We start from the raw sequence: 15,957 nt of genomic DNA on the forward strand, positions 1-15,957 counted from the left end.
GGCGGCCGCGGGGCCGGGCCCGGATGTCTCCGGAGAACCGTTGCCTCACGGACCGCCCCGCTGAGAGCGTTCCTCAATCCCTACCGGGTCACACCCCGGACGGGACTTCCGCCTTGGAATCGGCGTCGCCGCCCTCCGCCTCCAGCGCCTTGTTGCGCCGGACCGAGGACCAGAAGGACCAGGCGATCAGCACCACACCGACGAGGCCGGTGATCAGCTCGTTGATCTGGTACTGGATGGTGACGAGCAGGATGACGGCCAGCGCGCCGATGGCGTAGTGGGCGCCGTGCTCCAGGTAGACGTAGTCGTCGAGCGTGCCCTGGCGGACCAGGTAGACCGTGAGCGAACGGACGTACATGGCGCCGATGCCGAGGCCGAGGGCCATCAGCACGATGTTGTTGGTGATGGCGAAGGCACCGATGACACCGTCGAACGAGAAGGAGGCGTCGAGCACTTCCAGGTACAGGAACATGAAGAAGGCGGCCTTGCCCGCCAGGACGACGGCCGAGACCTTCTTGCCGCTCTTCTTCGCCTCTTCCTCGGCCTCGTGCTCGCGCTCTTCCTCCTCCTCCAGCTTGTCCTCGAAGAAGCCGGAGAGACCGCCGACGATGAGGTACGTGATCAGACCGGCGACACCGGCGAGCAGGACCGTCTCCGCCTTGTCCGCGTGACCGCCGCCGTGCTGGTGCGCGTTGCCCGCGAAGGTCAGGGCCGCGATCAGCAGCACGATCAGCGCGATGCAGACCGACAGCATGTCGACCTTGCCGAGCTTGGCCAGCGGGCGCTCGATCCAGCGCAGCCACTGGATGTCACGGTCCTCGAAAATGAAGTCGAGGAAGATCATCAGCAGGAACATGCCACCGAAGGCGGCGATCGCCGGGTGGGCGTCCGTGACCAGTTCCTGGTAGCGATCGGGCTGGTTGAACGAAAGGTCGACCGCTTCGATCGGGCCCAGTTTGGCGGTGATGGCCACGATCACGACGGGGAACACCAGTCGCATGCCGAAGACCGCGATGAGCACACCGACCGTGAGGAAGATCTTCTGCCAGAAGGCATTCATCTTCTTCAGGATTCCGGCGTTGACCACCGCGTTGTCGAAGGACAGCGAGATCTCCAGGACGGAAAGAATCGCGACGACCCCGAAGGCTTCCCACCCCCCGTAGATCACAGCTGCGACCAGGCCGAGCGCGGTAATCGCGAACGACCAGCCGAAGGTTTTCAGAAGCACTGGCTACCCCATCGTGTATGTAACGGGTCTCCCCCGAGGTGTACGGGGCTCCCCCGCGCCGTGCGCGGCTTTACGAAACGTTGACCCCGAAGTCTAGAGCGATACCGCGCAGCCCGGACGCGTACCCCTGTCCCACCGCACGGAACTTCCACTCGCCGTTGTACCGATAGAGCTCGCCGAAGATCATCGCGGTTTCCGTCGAGGCGTCCTCGCTGAGGTCGTAGCGTGCGAGTTCCTGGCCGTCCGCCTGGTTGACCACGCGAATGAACGCATTGCCGACCTGGCCGAAGGTCTGGCCCCGGTTGTCGGCGTCATGGATGGAGACCGGGAAAACGATCTTGTCGCAGTTCGCCGGGACCTGGGTGAGATTCACGATGACCGATTCGTCGTCGCCCTCCCCCTCGCCCGTGAGGTTGTCCCCGGTGTGCTCCACGGAGCCGTCGGGGCTCTTGAGGTTGTTGTAGAACACGAACCACTCGTCGCCGAGCACCCGGCCCGACTGGCACAGCAGTGCGCTGGCGTCGAGGTCGAAGTCGGCGCCGGTGGTGGATCGTGCGTCCCAGCCGAGCCCGACCAGCACCTGGGTGAGGTTGGGTGCGGCCTTGGAGAGGGAGACGTTGCCTCCCTTGGCGAGCGTGACGCCCATGGTGTGTGTCCTCCCCGAGTCGTTGAACCGTCTGCCGGGCCCGTCGGGCCGTGGAGCCCCGGACCGTCTGTCGAGCGCGTCCGGCGCCGCACGGAGGTGCGGCGCCGGACGGATTCATGCGGGCGTGCCCCGGGCCGGGCCTCGGCGGGCCGGCCCGGTCGCGCCTTCTCAGACGTTGACGCCGAAGTCCTGCGCGATGCCGCGCAGCCCCGAGGCGTACCCCTGACCGATGGCGCGGAACTTCCACTCCGCCCCGTTGCGGTACAGCTCGCCGAAGACCATGGCGGTCTCCGTCGAGGCGTCCTCGCTGAGGTCGTAGCGGGCCAGCTCGCTGTTGTCGGCCTGGTTGACCACGCGGATGTACGCGTTGCGCACCTGGCCGAAGCTCTGCTGCCGGGTCTCGGCCTCGTAGATCGAGACCGGGAAGACGATCTTGTCGACATCGGCCGGAACGGCGGCCAGGTTGACCTTGATGACCTCGTCGTCGCCCTCGCCCTCACCGGTGAGGTTGTCACCGGTGTGCTCGACGGAACCGTCGGGGCTCTTGAGGTTGTTGAAGAAGACGAAGTTACCGTCGCTGCCGACCTTGCCCGCGGCGTTCGTCAGCAGGGCGCTGGCGTCGAGGTCGAAGTCACCACCGGTGGTGGTGCGGGCGTCCCAGCCGAGACCGACGACGACCGCGGTCAGGTTGGGCGCGGCCTTGGTCAGCGAGACGTTGCCGCCCTTGCTGAGGCTGACTCCCACGAGTCCTCCCATTGGTTTCCTTGGGGGCCGGCAGGCGCCGGCGCCTCCACGTTGCGTTGGCATCCGATCAACGACTGGATCCTAGTGACCGGTTCCCGGCGAAGCAGGCTTTTCGCCGGGTCGCCCGCGGATCAGCCGGTACCGGCTCAGAGCGCGTCGAGCGCCTTGATGTACTCGTTGAGGTCGCGTGCGTCGGGCAGGCCGTTGACGACGGTCCAGCGCACCACGCCCTCCTTGTCGATGATGAAGGTGCCGCGCACCGCGCAGCCCTTCTCCTCGTCGAAGACACCGTAGGCACGGGAGGTCTCGCCGTGCGGCCAGAAGTCCGAGACCAGCGGGTACTCCAGGCCCTCCTGCTCGGCGAAGACGCGCAGGGTGTGGATGGAGTCGTTGGAGACGGCGAGGAGCTGGGTGTCGTCGTTCTCGAACTTCGGCAGCTCGTCGCGGAGCGCGCAGAGCTCACCCGTGCAGACGCCCGTGAAGGCGAACGGGTAGAACAGCAGCACCACGTTCTTCTCGCCGCGGAAGTCGGAGAGCTTCACGGTCCGGCCGTGGTTGTCCTTGAGCTCGAAATCCGGGGCCTTGGTGCCGACCTCGATCGCCATGAAAAGCGTCCCTTCGCTACGTTCACCGGGCTGGGCCGTCCGGGTGGCTCCCACCCTACGCAGCGCCGGGGCCGGGGCGCTGCGGCGCCCCCGGCCGTACGAAGGCCCCCGGCGGCGGGGTGCCGTCGGGGGCCTTCAGAGCGAATGCGTGGCGAGCGTGGTTCAGCGCTTGGGCGTGGCCAGACGGCTGCCCGCCCAGTCCTTGCCCGCGTTGACGCTCCTGGTCTGGGAGAGACCGGCCGTCTGTGCTGCCTCGTTGATGTCGCTCGGCTCGACGTATCCGTCACGGCCGGTCTTCGGCGTCATCAGCCAGACCGTACCGCCGTCCTCGAGCAGACCAATGGCATCCACCAGCGCGTCCGTAAGGTCGCCGTCCTCGTCGCGGAACCACAGCAGGACGACGTCTGCGACGTCGTCGTAGTCCTCATCGACGAGATCCTGGCCGATCGTGGCCTCAATGCCCTCACGGAGCTCCTGCTCGACGTCGTCGTCGTAGCCGATCTCCTGGACCACCTGTCCGGGCTCGAACCCCAGGCGTGCTGCCGGGTTGGTCCGCTCCTCCGCGTGGTCCGCGGTCGCGCTCACGGGTTGCCTCCTGATCATGTTTCGGAAAATGCTTCAGCCACGCGCGTGCGCGGGGCATTGGCCGTAGTCCACACGGGAGCGGCGGATCGCGCAAGTACCCAGCGTGCGAGACCGCCTAAACGGTGACGTTCCCTGCCACGTCGCCGCACTGCCGGGCGGCCCCCCGCGGGGGCCCTGCGCTTCCTTCCACACCCTTTACGTCCTTCCACAGCTTATGCCGTTTCGGTCCGCCATTCGGAGTCGAACATCCTTTGGGAACGCTTGGACGGGTTGGGCGTATGGTTGCGGTTTGGCCCGGACCATCCCCGCGCGCCGTACGCGATGTCTCACCACACGGCGGTTACCCCTCGGTAGAGATGACGTTTACGCCCTCGCGGTACACGATGGTGATGGCGTACTTGCATACATCCCGGGGGCATGTTCTCCGTCAATCAGGCCCCGTAGAGCACCACCGAACAGCGAAGGAACAGCGTGGCTTCCGGATCCGATCGCAACCCGATCATCATTGGCGGCCTGCCGAGCCAGGTCCCGGACTTCGATCCCGAAGAGACCCAGGAATGGCTCGACTCGCTCGACGCCGCAGTCGACGAGCGAGGCCGCGAGCGGGCCCGTTATCTGATGCTCCGGCTCATCGAGCGGGCGCGCGAGAAGCGCGTCGCCGTGCCGGAGATGCGCAGTACGGACTACGTGAACACGATCGCCACGAAGGACGAGCCGTTCTTCCCCGGCGACGAGGAGATCGAGCGCAAGGTCCTCAACGCGACCCGCTGGAACGCGGCCGTGATGGTCTCGCGCGCCCAGCGTCCGGGCATCGGCGTCGGCGGCCACATCGCCACCTTCGCCTCCTCGGCCTCGCTGTACGACGTGGGCTTCAACCACTTCTTCCGCGGCAAGGACGACGGCCTGGGCGGCGACCAGATCTTCTTCCAGGGGCACGCGTCCCCGGGCATCTACGCCCGCGCCTTCCTGCTCGACCGGCTGAGCGAGGCGCAGCTCGACGCCTTCCGTCAGGAGAAGTCGAAGGCGCCCAACGGCCTGTCCAGCTACCCGCACCCGCGGCTGATGCCGGACTTCTGGGAGTTCCCGACCGTCTCGATGGGCCTCGGCCCGCTCGGCGCGATCTACCAGGCCCGGATGAACCGCTACATGGAGGCGCGCGGCATCGCCGACACCTCCAAGTCCCACGTCTGGGCCTACCTGGGCGACGGCGAGATGGACGAGCCGGAGTCCCTCGGCCAGCTCTCCATCGCCGCCCGCGAGGGCCTGGACAACCTCACCTTCGTCGTCAACTGCAACCTCCAGCGGCTCGACGGCCCGGTGCGCGGCAACGGCAAGATCATCCAGGAGCTGGAGTCGCAGTTCCGCGGCGCCGGGTGGAACGTCATCAAGCTGGTCTGGGACCGCTCCTGGGACCCGCTGCTCGCGCAGGACCGCACCGGCATCCTGGTCAACAAGCTCAACACCACGCCGGACGGCCAGTTCCAGACGTACGCCACCGAGTCGGGCGCGTACATCCGGGAGCACTTCTTCGGGGACGACCCGCGGCTGCGCGACATGGTCAAGGACATGACCGACGACCAGATCCTGCACCTGGGCCGCGGCGGTCACGACCACAAGAAGGTCTACGCGGCCTACGCGGCGGCCAAGGCCCACAAGGGCCAGCCGACGGTGATCCTGGCGCAGACGGTCAAGGGCTGGACCCTGGGGCCGAACTTCGAGGGCCGCAACGCGACCCACCAGATGAAGAAGCTCACGGTCGAGGACCTCAAGCGGTTCCGCGACCGGCTGCACATCCCGATCACGGACAAGCAGCTGGAGGACGGCCTGCCGCCGTACTACCACCCGGGCCGTGACTCGGAGGAGATCCAGTACATGCACGACCGCCGCAAGGGTCTGGGCGGTTACGTCCCGACCCGGGTGGTGCGTGCCAAGCCGCTGGTCCTGCCCGAGGACAAGACGTACGCGACCGCGAAGAAGGGTTCGGGTCAGCAGTCGATCGCCACGACCATGGCGTTCGTCCGCATCCTGAAGGACCTCATGCGGGACAAGGAGATCGGCAAGCGTTTCGTGCTGATCGCGCCCGACGAGTACCGCACCTTCGGCATGGACGCCTTCTTCCCGAGCGCGAAGATCTACAACCCGCTGGGCCAGCAGTACGAGGCGGTGGACCGGGATCTGCTGCTCGCGTACAAGGAGTCGCCGACCGGTCAGATGCTGCACGACGGCATCTCGGAGGCCGGCTGCACGGCCTCGCTGATCGCCGCCGGTTCGGCGTACGCCACGCACGGCGAGCCGCTGATCCCGGTCTACGTCTTCTACTCGATGTTCGGTTTCCAGCGCACGGGTGACCAGTTCTGGCAGATGGCCGACCAGCTCGCGCGCGGCTTCGTGCTGGGTGCGACCGCCGGACGTACGACGCTGACCGGCGAGGGTCTCCAGCACGCGGACGGCCACTCGCAGCTGCTCGCCTCGACCAACCCGGGCTGTGTCGCGTACGACCCGGCGTTCGGGTACGAGATCGCGCACATCGTCAAGGACGGTCTGCGCAGGATGTACGGCGAGAACAGTGAGGACGTCTTCTACTACCTCACCGTGTACAACGAGCCGATCCAGCACCCGGCCGAGCCGGCGGACGTGGACGTGGAGGGCATCCTCAAGGGCGTCTACCGCTTCAAGGCGGCCGACCGGGGCGAGATCCCGGCCCAGATCATGGCGTCCGGTGTGGCGGTCCCCTGGGCGGTCGAGGCGCAGCGGATCCTCGCCGAGGAGTGGAACGTCAGGGCGGACGTCTGGTCGGCGACCTCCTGGAACGAGCTGCGCCGCGAGGCCGTGGACGTGGAGCGGTACAACCTGCTGCACCCGGAGGAGGAGCAGCGCGTCCCGTACGTGACGCGGAAGCTCTCCGGCTCCGAGGGTCCGTTCGTGGCGGTCTCGGACTGGATGCGTTCGGTGCCGGACCAGATCGCGCGCTGGGTGCCCGGTGCGTACCAGTCGCTGGGTGCGGACGGCTTCGGCTTCGCCGACACCCGTGGCGCGGCCCGCCGGTTCTTCCACATCGACGCGCAGTCGATCGTCCTCGCGGTGCTCACCGAGCTCGCGAAGGAGAACCGGATCGACCGCTCGCTGCTGAAGCAGGCCATCGACCGGTACGAGCTGCTGGACGTCGCGGCGGCCGAGCCGGGCGCGGCGGGCGGCGACGCGTAGCGCCGAGGAGCGGTGACGGAGGGCGGCGGGGCCGGGAGGTCCCGCCGCCCTCCGGCATTCGCGGCCAGGAGGTCCCGCCGCCCTCCTGCGCTCGGGGCCGGGAGGTCCCGCCGCCCTCCGGCGTTCGCGGCCGGTGCCCGGTGCTCGGGCCCCGGGTCAGTTCTCCCAGATCTTGAAGGCCCTGACCTGGTACGGGGACCGGGGCACCCAGGTGCCGCCGCCCGGGTAGGTCTCGAACTCACCGGTCTCGGCGCACTCCGCCGACTGGTAGGTGGTGACGGGGCGGCCGGTGCGGTTGGCGAGGGCCTGGACCCTGCTGCCCTTCGGCAGTGCGACGCAGCTCTCGATGTCGGTCGTGGACAGCTCGTGGGTCCGGCGGGTGCCGGTGAAGTCCGGCTGGTCCCAGAGGCAGAGCTGTCCGGCGGCGCAGGAGCCGAGTCCGACGGGCGCGGAGTGCGCGGCCGGCTGCGGGAGAAGTGCCGTGGCGGCGAGCGCGGTGGCGGCCAGGGTGGTGGCGAGGACGGTCGTGCGCATGGAAGTACCCCCGTGGTGGTGCGAATCAGTTGCCCGCACCCTGACCTGCGCGGCAGTGCCCGGGGAAGGGGGCCGGGGGTGTGCCACCCGGATAGGCGACAGCCCCGCCGGACGGGTCCGGCGGGGCTGTCGTACGCATGGCGTTGACGGGTGGGCGCGGGGCCCGGGGCCGTCGGGCGGGTGGTCAGATGTGACCGGCGCCCATGCCCGCCTCGGCGTTCGTACCGCGCTTGGTGAGGGTGGCGACCAGCGCGGCGACGACGGCGACGACACCGGCGACCATGAACGCCGTGCTCATCCCCGACACGAAGGTGTCATGGGCGACGCCCGCGATCTTCCCGGCGATCTCCGGCGGGACGTCCCCGCCGACCGGCGCGATGCCCACCTCGACGGCCGAGGACGTCTGGTCCAGCTGCTCCGGGCTGAGCGGCGGGAGCTGGGCCGCCTTCCAGTTGTCGGCCAGCTTGGCGTCGACCTGGGAGGCCATGACGGCGCCGAGCACCGCCGTGCCGAGGCTGCCGCCGACCTGCATGGCGGCCTGCTGGAGACCGCCCGCGACGCCGGAGAGCTCCATCGGGGCGTTGCCGACGATGACCTCGGTGGCGCCGACCATCACCGGGGCGAGGCCGAGGCCGAGCAGGCCGAACCAGATCGACATGGTCAGGGTGGAGGTGCCGATGTCCAGCTGGGACATGCCGAACATGGCGACCGCCGTGCACACCATGCCGCCGACCAGCGGGACCCGGGGGCCGAACTTGGTGATCATGGCGCCCGCGAGCGGCGAGGCGACGATCATCATGCCGGTCAGCGGCAGCAGGTGCAGACCGCTGTCGACGGGGCTCAGCCCGTGCACGTTCTGGAGGTAGAAGGTGACGAAGAACAGCCCGCCCATGAACGCGAAGGCCATCAGCACCATCAGGACCGCGCCTGCGGACAGCGGGATGGAACGGAACATCGCGAGCGGGATCAGCGGTTCCCGGACGTTCTTCTGGGAGAGGGCGAAGACCACGAACAGGGCCACGGCGGCGCCCAGGAAGCCGAGCGTCTTGTAGTCGCCCCAGCCCCATTCGGCGCCCTTGATGAGCGCCCAGATCAGGCAGAACATCGCCTGGGACAGCAGCACGATGCCGCCGATGTCGAAGGAGCGCGGCGCGTTCTCGGCGCGGTGGTCCTTGAGGATCACCAGGCCCAGCAGCAGCGCGATCACGCCGACCGGCACGTTGATGAAGAAGACGGACTGCCAGCTGACGTGCTCGACGAGCACGCCGCCGAGGATCGGACCACCCGCGGTCGAGGCGCCGATCACCATGCCCCAGATGCCGATCGCCATGTTCAGCTTCTCGGCCGGGAAGGTGGCGCGGAGCAGGCCGAGCGCGGCGGGCATCAGCAGGGCGCCGAAGAGCCCCTGGAGCACCCGGAACACGATCACCAGGGCGACGCTGTCGGACAGGCCGATGGCCCCGGACGCCGCGGCGAAGCCCACGACGCCTATGAGGAAGGTCTGGCGGTGGCCGAACCGGTCACCGAGTTTGCCCGCGGTGATCAGGGAGACCGCGAGGGCGAGCATGTAGCCGTTGGTGATCCACTGGACGTCCGCGAGCGAGGCGTTCAGGTCCTGCTGGATGGCGGGGTTGGCGATCGCGACGATCGTGCCGTCGAGCGCGACCATCATCACGCCGATGGCCACGGAGAAGAGCGTCAGCCAGGGGTGGCCGCGCAGCCCCTTGGCAGGGGCGGGAGCGGCGGCTTCCTGCGGCTCCCGCGACGCCTTGTCGACGGTGGTCTGACTAGTCATGCCGGGGACATTAGTGTCAGTCGCTGACAGTTGACAAACCATTTCACAAGTCGGTAACTGTCACGTAGCTCACAGGTACGCTGAGCTGGACAAAGCAGGAGAAAGAAGGCCAGTTAAGTGACCGATGGGCAGCGGGCCGCGCATCCGACCGGACTGCGCGAACGGAAGAAGCGACGCACCCGGGACGCCCTGTTGCACGCCGCCCTCGATCTTTTCACCACCCAGGGGTACGAGCGGACCACGGTCGACGAGATCGTCGACGCCGTGGAGGTCTCCCAGCGCACGTTCTTCCGCTACTTCGCCTCCAAGGAGGAGGCGGCCTTCGCCATCCAGAAGATGGTGGAGTCGCACTTCCTCGCGCAGCTGCGCCGACGCCCTGCGGCCGAGGCCCCGTTCGAGGCGATGCGCAACGCGGTCCTGTGCGCCTGGAACACCCTCGGCGAGGTGATCGAGGAGACCGTCACGGTCGAACTCCACATGCGTACGTACCGGATGATCGAGTCGACGCCCTCGCTGCTCGCCGCCCATCTGCGGCGGTGCAGCGACCTGGAGAACCAGATCGCGCTGCTGATCGCCGGGCGCGAGGGGCTCGATGTGGACAAGGACCCGCGGCCGAGGGTCGCGGTGGCCGCGTTCTGCGGGGTGATACGGGTCTCCGGTCAGCTCTGGGGGCGGGGCCGGGACTCCGACGTGGATTCGCTGCGGGCCCTGACCGAGGCGCACCTGGACCAGCTCGGACCCGCACTGGCCGGCGACTGGCGGTCGGACGGCGGCGCGGAATAGTCGCACGGGCACCCCCCGGTGTGCCGTATTCCTCAGCGGCGCGGCATGACCGACCTCACAACAGCCGCGCCCCGGCGGCCACATGCGGCCTCCCGGAGCCACCGCGCGCACCTGAGTGTGCGGGTGACAACCACACAGCGTGAAAAGTGCGCGCGTGAATTCCCCGCAGCCGAGTGATGTGTGTCACCCTCGTCACGGCTGTCGTCGCGCGTCTCCTAATGTGGGCCTGAGTGACTTCCTTCGACTCCTCCCCCACGCTCACCGCATGGCGCGCGCTGCTCGCCGTCGCGGTCGTGTTCGTGATGCTGGCGACCACTGGCTGGACCGCCGTACGTCACCAACCCTCCGACGAGCCACGCACGATCGCACTCGCCGCCTGGGCGCGGGGCCGGGTGGCGGGTCATGCGCTGCCGGACGCCGATGCCCCGCCGTACCGGCTGGCCCACTTCTTCGCCACGCTGACGGCCGCGCAGCGCACCGCACTTGCCGACAAGTACCCCTTGGTCGTGGGCAATCTGAACGGCGCCCCGGTCACCCTGCGCTACCGCGCCAACCGGCGTGCCGTGGCGCAGGCGCGGCAGGTCGAACGGCGGCGCGCGCACGATGTGCGGCTCTCTCCGGACGGCCGCGCCGAGGCGGTCCGCCGGATGGACCGTCTCGGTTCGATGCTCGCCCCCGGCCGCCACTTCCTCGCCTTCGACCCGTCCGGGAAGGGCCGCGCCGCCGAGGTGTTCGGCAGTCTCGACCGGGCCGACCGGATCTCGGTGATCGTCCCCGGCGTCGACACCACCCTGCTGACACTGGAGCGGTCCGCGCCGAAGGTGAACGCCGCCCCCGTCGGCATGGCGAAGTCGCTGTACGCGGCGGAGCGCGCCGCGCTCCCCGGCACCCGTACCGCCGTCATCGCCTGGGCCGACTACACCTCGCCCGCCGGTATCGGCATGGACGCCGCCCTGGGCAACCTCGCCGAGCGCGGGGCGGTGCGGCTGAAGGCCCTGGTGGAGGCGCTGCCCGGCAAGGCCCCGGTCTCGTTGTTCTGCCACAGCTACGGCTCGGTGCTGTGCGGGGTCGCCGCGCATGAACTGCCCGCCAGGGTCGGCGACATCGCGGTGGCCGGCAGCCCCGGCATGCGGGTGGAGAACGCCGCGCAGCTGCGCACCGGGGCCCGGGTGTGGGCGATGCGGGACCGGGGCGACTGGATCGAGGACGTACCGAATCTTGAGCTCGGCGGCCTGGGCCACGGGGCGGACCCGGTCGACCCGGCCTTCGGCTCGCGGATCGTCTCGGCGGGCGACGCGATCGGGCACAGTGGCTATTTCGAGCCGGGCACCGAGAGCCTCGACAACTTCGCCGCCATCGGCGTGGGCGCCTACGCGTCGGTGAGCTGTGCGGCCTCCGACAGCGGCTGCCACGAACGAATCACCGGAAGCCAGGGCATCTGACGCGCGCGGGGCCCTGGCGGACCATCGAACCGCAGCCTGCGCCGAGGGGGGACGTACGAGGCAAGTGCCGCATACGATGAGGCGCATGGGTGATGTGCTGGCCGGAATTCATGCCACCTGGGAGTTCGACACCGACTCCGTGCTCATCCGCTTCGAACGGGGAATCCGCACACCGAAACTCTTCCAGAGTCTGCGGGAACGACGCGTCCCGTACGCGGCGCTGTCGTCGGTGACGCTGACCCCGGGCAAGCGGGGCACGGTAATCCTGCGTGCCGTGCCGAGACCTGGTGCCGATCCGCTGGTCGAGGCCGCGGCGGGGCAGCTGAAGGACGGCTGCGATCCGTACCGGCTGGTGCTCCCCGCCGAGCGCGCGACGCTCGCCGAGTACTACGCGGACGAGCTGCGGGCCCTGCTCGGCCCGGACGCGGCGGAGCCCGCCGAGCGGTTCCTGGTCGCGGCGCCCGAGGCGCCGATGCAGTTCAAGGCGTACGACGGCCGGGCGGCTTTCGACGGTCAGCGGGTCTCCTTCCGCTGGTTCTGGACGGGCGCGTCGACGGCGAAGTGGAAGGCCGGCGACCAGACGTTCCCGGTGACGGAGCTGAGCGGGGTCGAGTGGCGCTCGCCGGAGGGGTTCGAGGGCTGTCTGCGGCTGGTGCCCAGAGGCCTGGAGAACACGGCCCCGGAGCCCGCCCCCGGCGGTGGCGCGGGCCTGGCGGCGGACCCGGGCGCGGTGCGGTGCCCGCAGCCGATGGCGTCCCGCCCCTCCCGGGCCGACCAGGACCCGGCCGCGGTGGTCTTCGGCCTCGGCTACGGCCCGGTGCACGAGTCGCTGCCGTTCGCCGCGGCCGTGCTGGAGTCGGTGCGCAGGAACCATTCGGCTGCCGCCGTGCCCGCCGCCGTCCTGGCCTCCGCGGTACGGCGCGACCCCGCGGACATCGCGGAGCGGATCAGGCACCTCGGGGAGCTGCACGTGGCGGGGCTGGTGACGGACGACGAGTTCAGCGCCAAGAAGGCCCAGCTGCTGGCCGAGTTGTAGGACCGCGCGGCGGAGCGGGCGGCGGCCGGTGACCGCCCCGTAGTACCCCCGTACGAGGCGCCTGGTCGCGAACCGGAACCCCGGTATGACGCCACCGGGCACGTCCGCTGCCTACGCTGATGCGGCCATGACGACTTCCCCGCCCCGAGCCCCGCACTCCGCTCCGCCCCCGGGTCCCCCGCAGCCCGCTGCCGACGGGCTGGTGAGCGCCGCCCGCCGCAACCTCCGCGAGATCGCCCACGGGCTCTCCCACCCGTCCCACCCCCCGGTCCCGCCCCTGGCGGGCGCGCGCAAACGGTGGCGGAGGCTGCTGCCGTACGCGGTCGTCCTCGTCCTCACCGCGATCTTCCTCCCGGTCACGATCAATGTGCTGACCCATGAGTACGAGCTGCCCGACGCGGTGGCGGGTCTGCTGGTCGTCGCCCAGACGGGGCCGCTCCTGATGCTGGCGCACCGCCCGTTGCAGGCGTGGTGGATCATCTTCCCCGCCGATGTCCTGGGGGCGCTGGTCCTGCTCGCCTACCCGGAGCCGCCGCAGGGCATCTGGCCCTGGCCCCCGCCCACGCTGATCTGCTACTTCTTCGTGCTGCTCGCGGTGGCCCTGCGCGAGACCCGGCGGACCGCGGTCTCCGTCTGGGCGCTGACCGCGGCGACGAGCCTGGTCCTGCATCTGGCCGCCACGGACCGCAGCAACGGCACCTCGGCGCTGCTCCCGGCCCTCGGCGCGGTGTTCATGGTGATCGGCGCGGTGATCCGGGAGCGGGGCGACGCCCAGCGCCGGCTGGCCGAGCAGGAGACCATCAGCGAGGCCGAACGGGCGCAGCGCACGCTGCTGGAAGAACGCGCCAGGATCGCCCGCGAGCTGCACGACGTGGTCGCGCACCACATGTCCGTGATCACGGTCCAGGCCGACTCCGCGCCGTACCGGATCAGCGGGCTGCCCGAGGAGGCGTGCGAGGAGTTCGCGGCGATCGCGGCGAGCGCACGGGAGTCGCTGACGGAGATGCGGCGGCTGCTGACGGTGCTGCGCAACGACGGCACGAAGGGCGAGCGGGCACCGCAGCCGGGTCTCGACCGGGTGCAGCAGCTGGTGGAGGCGACGGTACGGGCGGGGCTCCCGGCCGAACTCTCGCTCCCCGCCCGGCTTCCGGACATGCCGCAGGCGGTGGACGTGTCGGCGTACCGGATCGTGCAGGAGGCGCTGGCCAATGTGATCCGGCACGCGCCCGGTGCGCTGACCCGGATATCGGTCACCGCCGACGCCACGCATCTGACCGTCCTGGTGGTCAACGACCGGGCGCGGCAACCCGATTCGCCGTTGGAGTCGTCCGGCACGGGGCACGGCCTGGTCGGGATGCGCGAACGCGTACGGTTGACCGGCGGCACGCTGGACACCGGACCGCTGCCGGGCGGCGGCTTCCGGGTGGCCGCGCGGCTTCCGCTGACCGCTGCCACGCCCAAGGACCCGGAGGACTCTTGACCATCCGTGTGATCATCGTCGACGACCAGGCCATGGTGCGGGCGGGGTTCGCGGCGCTGCTCTCGGCGCAGAGCGACATCGACGTGGTCGGTGAGGCGCCGGACGGGCGCCAGGGCATCGACGTCAGCCGCAGCGTCCACCCGGACGTGGTCCTGATGGATGTCCGGATGCCCGAGATGGACGGCCTGGCGGCCGCCCGCGAGCTGCTGAACCCGCCGCGGGGGGTGGTGCACCGGCCGAAGGTCCTGATGCTCACCACGTTCGACGTGGACGACTACGTGTACGAGGCGCTGCGCGCCGGGGCGTCGGGCTTCCTGCTGAAGGACGCGCCGCCCGCGGACCTGATCTCGGCGGTGCGGGTGGTCGCGGCGGGCGAGGCGCTGCTCGCGCCGTCCGTGACGCGCCGTCTGATAGCGGACTTCGCCCGGCAGGGCCCGACCGGGGCCACCCGGAGCGGTCAGTCGCTGCGGCTGAACGGGCTGACGCCGCGCGAGACGGAGGTGCTGGAGCTGATCGCGCGGGGCCTGTCCAACCAGGAGATCGCGGCGAACCTGGTGCTGGCCGAGCAGACGGTGAAGACGCACATCGGGCGGGTGCTGGCCAAGCTGGACCTGCGGGACCGGGCGCAGGCGGTGATCTTCGCGTACGAGGCGGGGGTGGTGGTGCCGGGCGAGGGGTGAGGGTGGCGGCCCACGCCCTACCCGGGTATGACCGCGCACTTGACCCCCTGGTGTGACGCCCCCGGCCCTTCCCCCTCCCTAACTTCCTCCCCGTCGCGCCGCACGGCGCACGGGAGCCGGATCAGCCGGCGAGGGAGGACGACGGGATGCGCCGCTACGCGAGGACCCTGGCCGCGTTCGCACTGGCCACCACCGTGGCCACGGGGACGGTCGGCTGGGCGTCCGGCAACAGTCAGCAGCCCCTCACCGGGCCGCCCCCGGGCACCGCGGCCTGGCGCGCGGACCATGCGCTGGGGCGGGAGCTGCCCGACCCCGGGCGGAGCACCCCGGCCGAAGTGGCCCGCTTCTTCCGGGGGTTGACCGGAGCGCAGCAACAGGCCCTGGTCGTCCGCCATCCGCTCGTCGTCGGCAACCTGGACGGCGTCCCCGCCGAGCTGCGCTACCGGGCCAACGCCCTTTCGCTGCGCGCCGGTCACGACCCCCGGTACGCGCACCTCAAGGAGTCCCCGCGGCGGCAGATCCTCGCGTTCGATCCGCGCGGACGCGGTCAGGTCGCCGAGGTCTTCGGGGATCTGCGCACCGCGCGCCATGTCGCGGTCGTGGTGCCGGGCTCGGACATCGACGCCGGGACGTTCGACCGTACGAACGATGTGTACGGCACTCCGGCCGGCATGGCGAAGGCGCTGTACGCCCGGACCGGGAGCGGCAGCGCGGTCATCGCCTGGGCCGGATACACCACCCCCGTGGGCCTCGGCATCGACGCCGCGACGGGCTCGCTCGCCGAGGCGGGGGCCGGCCGGCTGGAGCGCTTCACGGACGGTCTCGCGGCCGACGGTGTGCCCGCGCCCGCCGTGTTCTGCCACAGCTACGGCTCCGTCGTGTGCGGGCTCGCCGCGTCCCGGCTGCACGCCCGGGACCTGGTCGTCCTCGGCTCGCCGGGGATGCGCGCGGACGATGTCGCCGATCTGCACACCGATGCCCGGGTGTGGGCGGCGAAGGACGCCACGGACTGGATCGGCGATGTGCCGAACGTCGAGGTGGCGGGGCTCGGGCAAGGCCCCGACCCGGCCGCCCCGGAGTTCGGCGCGCGCCGCGTCCCGGCCGAGGACGCCCGCGGCCACACCGGCTACTTCGTCCCGGGCACGGACTCGCTGCGCGCCTTCGCCGCGATCACCGCGGGGAAGGCGCGCTGAGC

Annotated in this window: 14 protein-coding genes; 7 read left to right on the forward strand and 7 right to left on the reverse strand. The window is 70.3% G+C overall.

Annotated elements, in window-relative coordinates; genetic code table 11:
• Positions 1–88 precede the first annotated feature (88 nt).
• The 5 genes from ACFVFH_RS03100 to ACFVFH_RS03120 all read right to left on the reverse strand — a co-directional run bounded on the left by ACFVFH_RS03100 (position 89) and on the right by ACFVFH_RS03120 (position 3,808).
• The gene (locus ACFVFH_RS03100; protein ID WP_383762559.1) at positions 89–1,228 is read right to left on the reverse strand and encodes a DUF475 domain-containing protein; all 1,140 of its coding nucleotides are present in this window, start codon (positions 1,226–1,228) and stop codon (positions 89–91) included.
• A gap of 70 nt (positions 1,229–1,298) precedes the next feature.
• Positions 1,299–1,874, reverse strand: a complete 576-nt coding sequence (locus tag ACFVFH_RS03105; protein WP_383762562.1) for a TerD family protein — start codon at positions 1,872–1,874, stop codon at positions 1,299–1,301.
• A gap of 168 nt (positions 1,875–2,042) precedes the next feature.
• On the reverse strand, positions 2,043–2,618 hold the full coding sequence (locus ACFVFH_RS03110; RefSeq protein ID WP_383763544.1) for a TerD family protein: 576 nt from the start codon (positions 2,616–2,618) through the stop codon (positions 2,043–2,045).
• A 146-nt stretch (positions 2,619–2,764) separates the two neighbouring features.
• Positions 2,765–3,223 (reverse strand): peroxiredoxin, encoded by a 459-nt coding sequence (locus ACFVFH_RS03115; RefSeq protein ID WP_124717865.1) that lies wholly within the window; start codon positions 3,221–3,223, stop codon positions 2,765–2,767.
• A gap of 162 nt (positions 3,224–3,385) precedes the next feature.
• Complete coding sequence (locus ACFVFH_RS03120; protein ID WP_093542974.1) at positions 3,386–3,808, reverse strand: DUF3052 domain-containing protein; 423 nt, start codon at positions 3,806–3,808, stop codon at positions 3,386–3,388.
• Between the two features lie 471 nt (positions 3,809–4,279).
• Between ACFVFH_RS03120 and aceE the strand changes: the two genes are divergently transcribed.
• The gene (gene aceE, locus ACFVFH_RS03125) at positions 4,280–7,012 is read left to right on the forward strand and encodes a pyruvate dehydrogenase (acetyl-transferring), homodimeric type (protein WP_383762566.1); all 2,733 of its coding nucleotides are present in this window, start codon (positions 4,280–4,282) and stop codon (positions 7,010–7,012) included.
• 156 nt (positions 7,013–7,168) lie between these two features.
• Here aceE and ACFVFH_RS03130 read toward each other — a convergent pair whose 3' ends face one another.
• Positions 7,169–7,546 (reverse strand): peptidase inhibitor family I36 protein, encoded by a 378-nt coding sequence (locus ACFVFH_RS03130; RefSeq protein WP_383762569.1) that lies wholly within the window; start codon positions 7,544–7,546, stop codon positions 7,169–7,171.
• Between the two features lie 184 nt (positions 7,547–7,730).
• Positions 7,731–9,341: an MFS transporter gene (locus ACFVFH_RS03135; protein ID WP_383762572.1), complete on the reverse strand. Its 1,611-nt coding sequence runs from the start codon at positions 9,339–9,341 to the stop codon at positions 7,731–7,733.
• A gap of 117 nt (positions 9,342–9,458) precedes the next feature.
• On the opposite strand from ACFVFH_RS03135, the gene ACFVFH_RS03140 reads away from it, so the two are divergent.
• The 6 genes from ACFVFH_RS03140 (at position 9,459) to ACFVFH_RS03165 (ending at position 15,955) form a co-directional block, all read left to right on the forward strand.
• Positions 9,459–10,124 carry a TetR family transcriptional regulator gene (locus ACFVFH_RS03140; protein ID WP_383762574.1) on the forward strand — a complete coding sequence of 222 codons (666 nt, stop codon included), beginning with the start codon at positions 9,459–9,461 and terminating at the stop codon, positions 10,122–10,124.
• Positions 10,125–10,354: 230 nt separating this feature from the next.
• Positions 10,355–11,566, forward strand: coding sequence for an alpha/beta hydrolase (locus ACFVFH_RS03145; protein WP_383762578.1), 1,212 nt, complete (start codon positions 10,355–10,357; stop codon positions 11,564–11,566).
• A gap of 85 nt (positions 11,567–11,651) precedes the next feature.
• Positions 11,652–12,602: a DUF4429 domain-containing protein gene (locus tag ACFVFH_RS03150; RefSeq protein ID WP_383762580.1), complete on the forward strand. Its 951-nt coding sequence runs from the start codon at positions 11,652–11,654 to the stop codon at positions 12,600–12,602.
• A gap of 127 nt (positions 12,603–12,729) precedes the next feature.
• The gene (locus tag ACFVFH_RS03155; protein WP_383762583.1) at positions 12,730–14,082 is read left to right on the forward strand and encodes a sensor histidine kinase; all 1,353 of its coding nucleotides are present in this window, start codon (positions 12,730–12,732) and stop codon (positions 14,080–14,082) included.
• Positions 14,079–14,762, forward strand: coding sequence for a response regulator (locus ACFVFH_RS03160; protein ID WP_383762586.1), 684 nt, complete (start codon positions 14,079–14,081; stop codon positions 14,760–14,762). Before ACFVFH_RS03155 ends, ACFVFH_RS03160 begins: the two co-directional genes overlap by 4 nt.
• Before the next feature lie 146 nt (positions 14,763–14,908).
• Positions 14,909–15,955, forward strand: coding sequence for an alpha/beta hydrolase (locus tag ACFVFH_RS03165; protein WP_383762588.1), 1,047 nt, complete (start codon positions 14,909–14,911; stop codon positions 15,953–15,955).
• The last annotated feature ends 2 nt before the right edge of the window (positions 15,956–15,957 follow it).

This window comes from Streptomyces sp. NPDC057697 (assembly GCF_042799335.1).
Lineage (GTDB): Bacteria > Actinomycetota > Actinomycetes > Streptomycetales > Streptomycetaceae > Streptomyces.